The organism is Streptomyces mayonensis (assembly GCF_018982965.1).
GTDB lineage: Bacteria > Actinomycetota > Actinomycetes > Streptomycetales > Streptomycetaceae > Streptomyces > Streptomyces mayonensis.
In genome coordinates this window covers 22308-28552 of sequence record NZ_JACBYP010000109.1, presented here as the reverse complement: position 1 = coordinate 28552, position 6245 = coordinate 22308, and the positions used below count along the sequence as shown (strand labels likewise).

Below are 6245 nucleotides of genomic sequence, written 5' to 3'. Positions count from 1 at the left end.
GTGGCGCTGGGGGTACCCCCTCTGGGGGAGGCACCCGGCCGGCGCCGGGCCGCGCGACCCACCCTCGCCCAGCACGCACGCCGGGCGCCCAGAACCCCGCCCGCACCCCACCAGCACTCCCACAGCCTGCCCCCAGCGGCAGCGCTCCCGTACCGTTGACACATGACGAGCATCGGCGCATCTACCGGCATGGTCGACTGGAACCTCGCGGTGGCGACCGCGACCCGGCTCGTACGGCCGGGCCCCGAGGTGAGCCGCGACGAGGCCAGGGCCGTCGTCGCGGAACTCCGCCGCCATGCCAGGTCCTCGGAGGAACACGTCCGGGGCTTCACCCGTATGGCCACCGACGAGGCCAACGACACCCCCGTCCTGGTCGTCGACCGGCCCGGCTGGATCCGGGCGAACGTCGCCGGGTTCCGGGAGATCCTCAAACCCCTGCTGGAGAAGATGCAGGAGCGGCGCGGCGGCAGCGCCGGCAACGCGGTCCTCGGCGCCGTCGGCGGCAAGGTCACCGGCGTGGAGCTGGGCATGCTGCTGTCGTTCCTGTCCTCCCGCGTCCTCGGCCAGTACGAGACCTTCGCCCCCGCCACCCGGGACCTGCCCGCCGGTGCGCACGGCGGCGGCCGACTGCTCCTCGTCGCGCCGAACATCGTGCACGTCGAACGCGAACTCGACGTACAGCCGCACGACTTCCGCCTGTGGGTGACCCTGCACGAGGAGACGCACCGCACCCAGTTCACCGCGGTGCCCTGGCTGCGCGACCACCTCGAGGGCGAAATCCAGTCGTTCCTGGCCGAGACCGATGTCGACCCCATGACCGTGCTCGAACGGGTGCGCGAGGCCGCCCAGACCCTCGCCGGGGGCCGCCCCGAGGCGGAGGAGGACGACGGCGGCCGGTCGCTGGTCGAGCTGGTGCAGACGCCGGCGCAGCGCGAGGTCCTCGGCCGCCTCACCGCCGTGATGTCGCTGCTGGAGGGCCACGCCGACTACGTGATGGACGGGGTCGGCCCCGCGGTGGTGCCGAGCGTCGGCGAGATCCGCGAGAAGTTTCAGCAGCGCCGCGCGAAGGGCGCCTCCCGCCTCGACATGGCGCTGCGCAGGCTGCTCGGCCTGGACGCCAAGCTCCGCCAGTACCGCGACGGGGAGCGCTTCGTGCGGGCCGTCGTCGACGAGTGCGGCATGGACGGCTTCAACCGCGTCTGGACCTCCCCGAACACCCTCCCCACCAAGTCGGAGATCGCCAAACCGGCGGACTGGATCGCGCGGGTGCACCGCAAGCCGGAGGCGTGAGCCCCCGGGCGGGGCGTGAAACGATTCCGGCCGACGGCAGTCGAACGACCCTCCAATCACCCGTCCGAGGGACCGTGAGCCTTCGGCAGGCGTGCGATGCTCGGGGAACGGCCCGTTTCTGTCACCATCTACACACTCTGCGTGACCGAGCCTCGGGCTCACCCCCGAAAACTTCATGAAGGGCACCGGACATGGGTCCCCATCCTGCGGTCGCGGCGATACGCCTGGCGGTCCGCCGCGTCCTCCACGACATCCTCACCGAACTGAACAAGACGGTCGGCGCTCCCGCCGCAACGGCCGCCACGCCGTCCACCACGTCGTCCAACGTGCCGTCCGGCACGACGACCGTCGAACGAACGCCCGAGCGCCCGCCGTCACCGCTCGTGCTCGTGGCCTGCTCCGGCGGCGCCGACTCCATGGCGCTCGCCTCCGCCCTCGCCTTCGAAGCCCCCCGCCTCGGCCTCCGCGCCGGCGGCGTCACCGTCGACCACGGCCTGCAGACCGGCTCCGACCTGCGCGCCGAAGAGGTCGTCCTGCGCCTGCGCGAACTCGGCCTCGACCCCGTGGAGTCCACCGCCGTCAGCGTCGGCCGCGCGGGAGGCCCCGAAGCCGCCGCCCGTGACGCCCGCTACGCCGCCCTGGACGCCGCCGCCACCCGGCACGGCGCCGCCGCCGTCCTGCTCGGACACACCCGCGACGACCAGGCCGAGACCGTCCTGCTGGGCCTCGCCCGCGGCTCCGGCATCCGCTCCCTGTCGGGCATGGCCGCGGTCTCGGGGGCCGACGGCCGTTACCGGCGCCCCTTCCTCCAGGTGGACCGGCAGACCGCCCGCAAGGCCTGCATGGTCCAGTCACTGCCCGTCTGGGACGACCCTCACAACGCCGACCCCGCCTACACCCGCTCCCGACTGCGCCACGAGGGCCTGCCCGCCCTGGAGAAGGCCCTCGGCAAGGGCGTCGTCGAGGCCCTCGCCCGTACCGCCCAGCTCTCCCGGGACGACGCCGACGCCCTCGACACCTGGGCCCGCCAGGCCGAGGCCGGCGTCCGCGACGCCACCGGCGTCCTGGAGTGCGCCGGGCTCTACGCCCTGCCGCCCGCCGTACGCCGCCGGATCCTGCGCCGTGCCGCCATCGAGGCCGGTGCTCCGGCCGGCGCGCTGTTCGCCCGCCACATCGAGGAAGTCGACCGGCTGATCACCGGCTGGCGCGGCCAGGGAGCCATCAACCTCCCCGGCAAGGTCGTCGCCCGCAGGCAGGGTGGCAGACTGGTGATTCGGCAAGGCTGAATCCGGACCATCCCGCCGATCCGCACACGGGTCGCCGGGACGCTCCGGAGGGCCGGTGGGACGACCGAAAGTGATGCGGGTGGACGCGAACGACATGGGTGCCGACCTCGAGAAGGTGCTCATCACCAAGGAAGAGATCGACGCGAAGCTGGCCGAGCTGGCCGCGAAGATCGACGCGGAGTACGCGGGCAAGGACCTGCTCATCGTCGGCGTGCTCAAGGGCGCCGTGATGGTCATGGCCGACCTCGCCCGGTCGTTGTCCACCCCCGTCACCATGGACTGGATGGCGGTGTCGTCGTACGGCGCGGGCACCCAGTCCTCCGGAGTGGTGCGGATCCTCAAGGACCTCGACACCGACATCAAGGGCCGGCACGTCCTGATCGTCGAGGACATCATCGACTCCGGCCTGACCCTGTCCTGGCTGATCTCCAACCTCGGCTCGCGCGAGCCCGCCTCCCTCAAGGTGTGCACGCTGCTGCGCAAGCCCGACGCGGCGAAGGTCGCCATCGACGTCGAGTGGGCCGGCTTCGACATCCCCAACGAGTTCGTCGTCGGCTACGGCCTCGACTACGCCGAGAAGTACCGCAACCTCCCGTTCGTCGGTACGCTCGCGCCCCACGTCTACGGTGGCTGACGCAGCACCGTCTACGGTGGCTGACGCGGCACCGTGACGGGTCGCACGGCGTTTCGGCGGGCGGACGGGAACCCCTGAGGCCGTCGCGCCGTTGGAGCATGCAGACGGGACGCCGGCCCTCCCGTGCGCCTGAGGGCCACCGCGCTGGGGTACCGTCAGAAGAACTGTCTTATCAAACTCACTATGGCAGGAGGGACGGGGCGGCACCGCTCCGTGTGGATGGACGTGAAGCGATACTTCCGTGGGCCGGTCATGTGGATCGTGCTGGCCGTCCTTGCCGTGGTCGTGTTGATGCAGGTCGTCGGCTCGTCCGGCGGCTACAAGACGGTGGACACTGGCCAGGTCGTCCAGGCGATCAACGACAACAAGGTCGAGTCGGCCAAACTGACCACCGGCGACGAGCAGACCATCAAGGTCCAGCTCAAGGACGGCGAAAAGGTCGAGGGCGACTCGAAGATCCAGGCGAGTTACATCGGCGACCAGGGCGTGACCCTCGCCAACACACTGCAGAACAAGTACCAGGACAAGCAGATCCCCGACGGCTACACCGTGTCGCCGTCGAAGCAGAACCCGTTCGTCGGAATCCTGCTCTCCCTGCTTCCCTTCGTCCTGATCGTGGTCGTCTTCCTGTTCCTGATGAATCAGATGCAGGGCGGCGGCTCCCGGGTCATGAACTTCGGCAAGTCCAAGGCCAAGCTCATCACCAAGGACACGCCCAAGACGACGTTCACCGACGTCGCCGGTTCGGACGAGGCCGTCGAGGAACTCCACGAGATCAAGGAGTTCCTCCAGGAGCCGGCCAAGTTCCAGGCCGTCGGCGCGAAGATTCCCAAGGGCGTGCTGCTGTACGGCCCGCCCGGCACCGGCAAGACCCTGCTCGCGCGCGCCGTCGCGGGCGAGGCGGGCGTGCCGTTCTACTCGATCTCCGGTTCCGACTTCGTCGAGATGTTCGTCGGAGTCGGTGCCTCCCGGGTACGTGACCTGTTCGAACAGGCCAAGGCGAACGCCCCGGCCATCGTCTTCGTCGACGAGATCGACGCGGTCGGCCGCCACCGCGGCGCCGGCCTCGGCGGCGGTCACGACGAGCGCGAGCAGACGCTGAACCAGCTGCTCGTCGAGATGGACGGCTTCGACGTGAAGGGCGGCGTGATCCTCATCGCCGCCACGAACCGGCCGGACATCCTCGACCCGGCGCTGCTGCGTCCCGGACGCTTCGACCGGCAGATCGCCGTCGACCGCCCGGACATGCAGGGCCGTCTGGAGATCCTCAAGGTCCACCAGAAGGGCAAGCCGGTCGCGCCGAACGTCGACCTGTCGGCCGTCGCCCGCCGTACGCCCGGCATGACCGGTGCCGATCTGGCCAACGTGCTGAACGAGGCCGCCCTGCTGACGGCCCGCAGCGACCAGAAGCTGATCGACAACCACATGCTGGACGAGGCGATCGACCGGGTGGTCGCGGGCCCGCAGAAGCGGACCCGGATCATGTCGGACAAGGAGAAGAAGATCACCGCGTACCACGAGGGCGGACACGCCCTGGTCGCGGCGGCCTCACCGAACTCCGACCCCGTCCACAAGATCACGATCCTCTCCAGAGGCCGGGCCCTCGGTTACACGATGGTGCTCCCGGACGAGGACAAGTACTCGACCACGCGCAACGAGATGCTCGACCAGCTCGCCTACATGCTGGGCGGCCGCGCGGCCGAGGAACTGGTCTTCCACGATCCGACGACGGGCGCCGCCAACGACATCGAGAAGGCCACCGGTGTGGCCCGCGCGATGGTCACGCAGTACGGCATGACCGAGCGCCTCGGTGCGATCAAGTTCGGCGGCGACAACAGCGAGCCGTTCCTCGGGCGTGAGATGGCCCACCAGCGCGACTACTCGGAAGAGGTCGCCGCGCTGGTCGACGAGGAGGTCAAGAAGCTCATCGAGACGGCGCACAACGAGGCGTGGGAGATCCTGGTCGAGAACCGCGACGTCCTGGACAACCTCGTCCTCGCGCTGCTGGAGAAGGAGACGCTGGGCAAGGAGGAGATCGCCGAGATCTTCGCCCAGATCGTCAAGCGTCCCGCCCGGCCCGCCTGGACCGGTTCCTCGCGGCGCACGCCGTCGACCCGTCCGCCGGTCCTCTCCCCGAAGGAGCTGGCCCTGACGAACGGAGCGAACGGCGCGACGGCGGCGATCTCCACCGTCAAGAGCCCCGCCCCGGAGTCGGCACCGGCGCCGGAGCGGTCGCCGGAGGACCGGCCCGAGAGCTGACCCAGGTCGGCTGACCCCGGTCGCTCCCGGTCGCCTCACCAGGCCCGGAATGTATGCCGACCGCAGGACGGATCAGGAACGAGGCACCACATGACCGACCCCGTGACGCTGGACGGCGAGGGCCAGATCGGCGAGTTCGACGAGAAGCGCGCCGAGAACGCCGTACGCGAGCTGCTCATCGCGGTCGGCGAGGACCCGGACCGCGAGGGCCTGCGCGAGACCCCGGCGCGGGTGGCGCGGGCGTACCGGGAGCTCCTGGCGGGGAACACGCAGGAGCCCGAGGACGTACTGACGACGACGTTCGACATCGGACACGACGAGATGGTCCTGGTGAAGGACATCGAAATCGTCAGTCTCTGCGAGCACCACATGCTGCCGTTCCACGGGGTGGCCCACATCGGGTACATCCCGGCGGAGAACGGCAAGATCACCGGGCTTTCCAAGCTCGCACGGCTGGTGGAGGTCTTCGCGCGGCGTCTGCAGGTGCAGGAACGTCTCACCACGCAGGTGGCGGACTCCCTCATGAAGATCCTCGAAGCCCGGGGCGTGATCGTCGTGGTCGAGGCCGAGCACATGTGCATGTCGGTGCGCGGGGTCCGTAAGCCGGGGGCCAAGACCACCACGTCGGCGGTACGGGGGCAGCTTCGGGACGCCACGACCCGGTCCGAGGCGATGAGCCTGATACTCGCACGTTGAGCCGCGGCAGGCCCCTGTGAGCCGGGGCAGGCCCCTGTGGGCTGCGGCAGGTCGCTCTGGGCTGCGGCATGTGGGCCGGG

General features: G+C 70.2%; 5 protein-coding genes. All 5 read left to right on the top strand.

Annotated elements, in window-relative coordinates; translation table 11 throughout:
• Positions 1 to 162: 162 nt before the first annotated feature.
• Complete coding sequence (locus tag HZS56_RS30050; RefSeq protein ID WP_216723956.1) at positions 163 to 1290, top strand: Rv3626c family coenzyme F420 biosynthesis-associated protein; 1128 nt, start codon at positions 163 to 165, stop codon at positions 1288 to 1290.
• Positions 1291 to 1481: 191 nt separating this feature from the next.
• Positions 1482 to 2576 (top strand): tRNA lysidine(34) synthetase TilS, encoded by a 1095-nt coding sequence (tilS, locus tag HZS56_RS30045; RefSeq protein WP_216723955.1) that lies wholly within the window; start codon positions 1482 to 1484, stop codon positions 2574 to 2576.
• 73 nt (positions 2577 to 2649) lie between these two features.
• On the top strand, positions 2650 to 3210 hold the full coding sequence (gene hpt / locus HZS56_RS30040) for a hypoxanthine phosphoribosyltransferase (RefSeq protein ID WP_031047317.1): 561 nt from the start codon (positions 2650 to 2652) through the stop codon (positions 3208 to 3210).
• Positions 3211 to 3429: 219 nt separating this feature from the next.
• On the top strand, positions 3430 to 5469 hold the full coding sequence (gene ftsH, locus HZS56_RS30035; protein ID WP_216723960.1) for an ATP-dependent zinc metalloprotease FtsH: 2040 nt from the start codon (positions 3430 to 3432) through the stop codon (positions 5467 to 5469).
• Positions 5470 to 5559: 90 nt separating this feature from the next.
• A complete protein-coding gene (gene folE, locus HZS56_RS30030) occupies positions 5560 to 6165 on the top strand; it encodes a GTP cyclohydrolase I FolE (protein ID WP_216723954.1) in 606 nt (201 codons plus the stop codon).
• The last annotated feature ends 80 nt before the right edge of the window (positions 6166 to 6245 follow it).

Bases quoted from the DNA above. Each gene is read 5' to 3' on its own strand.
- HZS56_RS30050 (WP_216723956.1), top strand. From the start codon at position 163: ATGACGAGCATCGGCGCATCTACCGGCATGGTCGACTGGAACCTCGCG.
- tilS (WP_216723955.1), top strand. From the start codon at position 1,482: ATGGGTCCCCATCCTGCGGTCGCGGCGATACGCCTGGCGGTCCGCCGC.
- hpt (WP_031047317.1), top strand. From the start codon at position 2,650: ATGCGGGTGGACGCGAACGACATGGGTGCCGACCTCGAGAAGGTGCTC.
- ftsH (WP_216723960.1), top strand. From the start codon at position 3,430: ATGGACGTGAAGCGATACTTCCGTGGGCCGGTCATGTGGATCGTGCTG.
- folE (WP_216723954.1), top strand. From the start codon at position 5,560: ATGACCGACCCCGTGACGCTGGACGGCGAGGGCCAGATCGGCGAGTTC.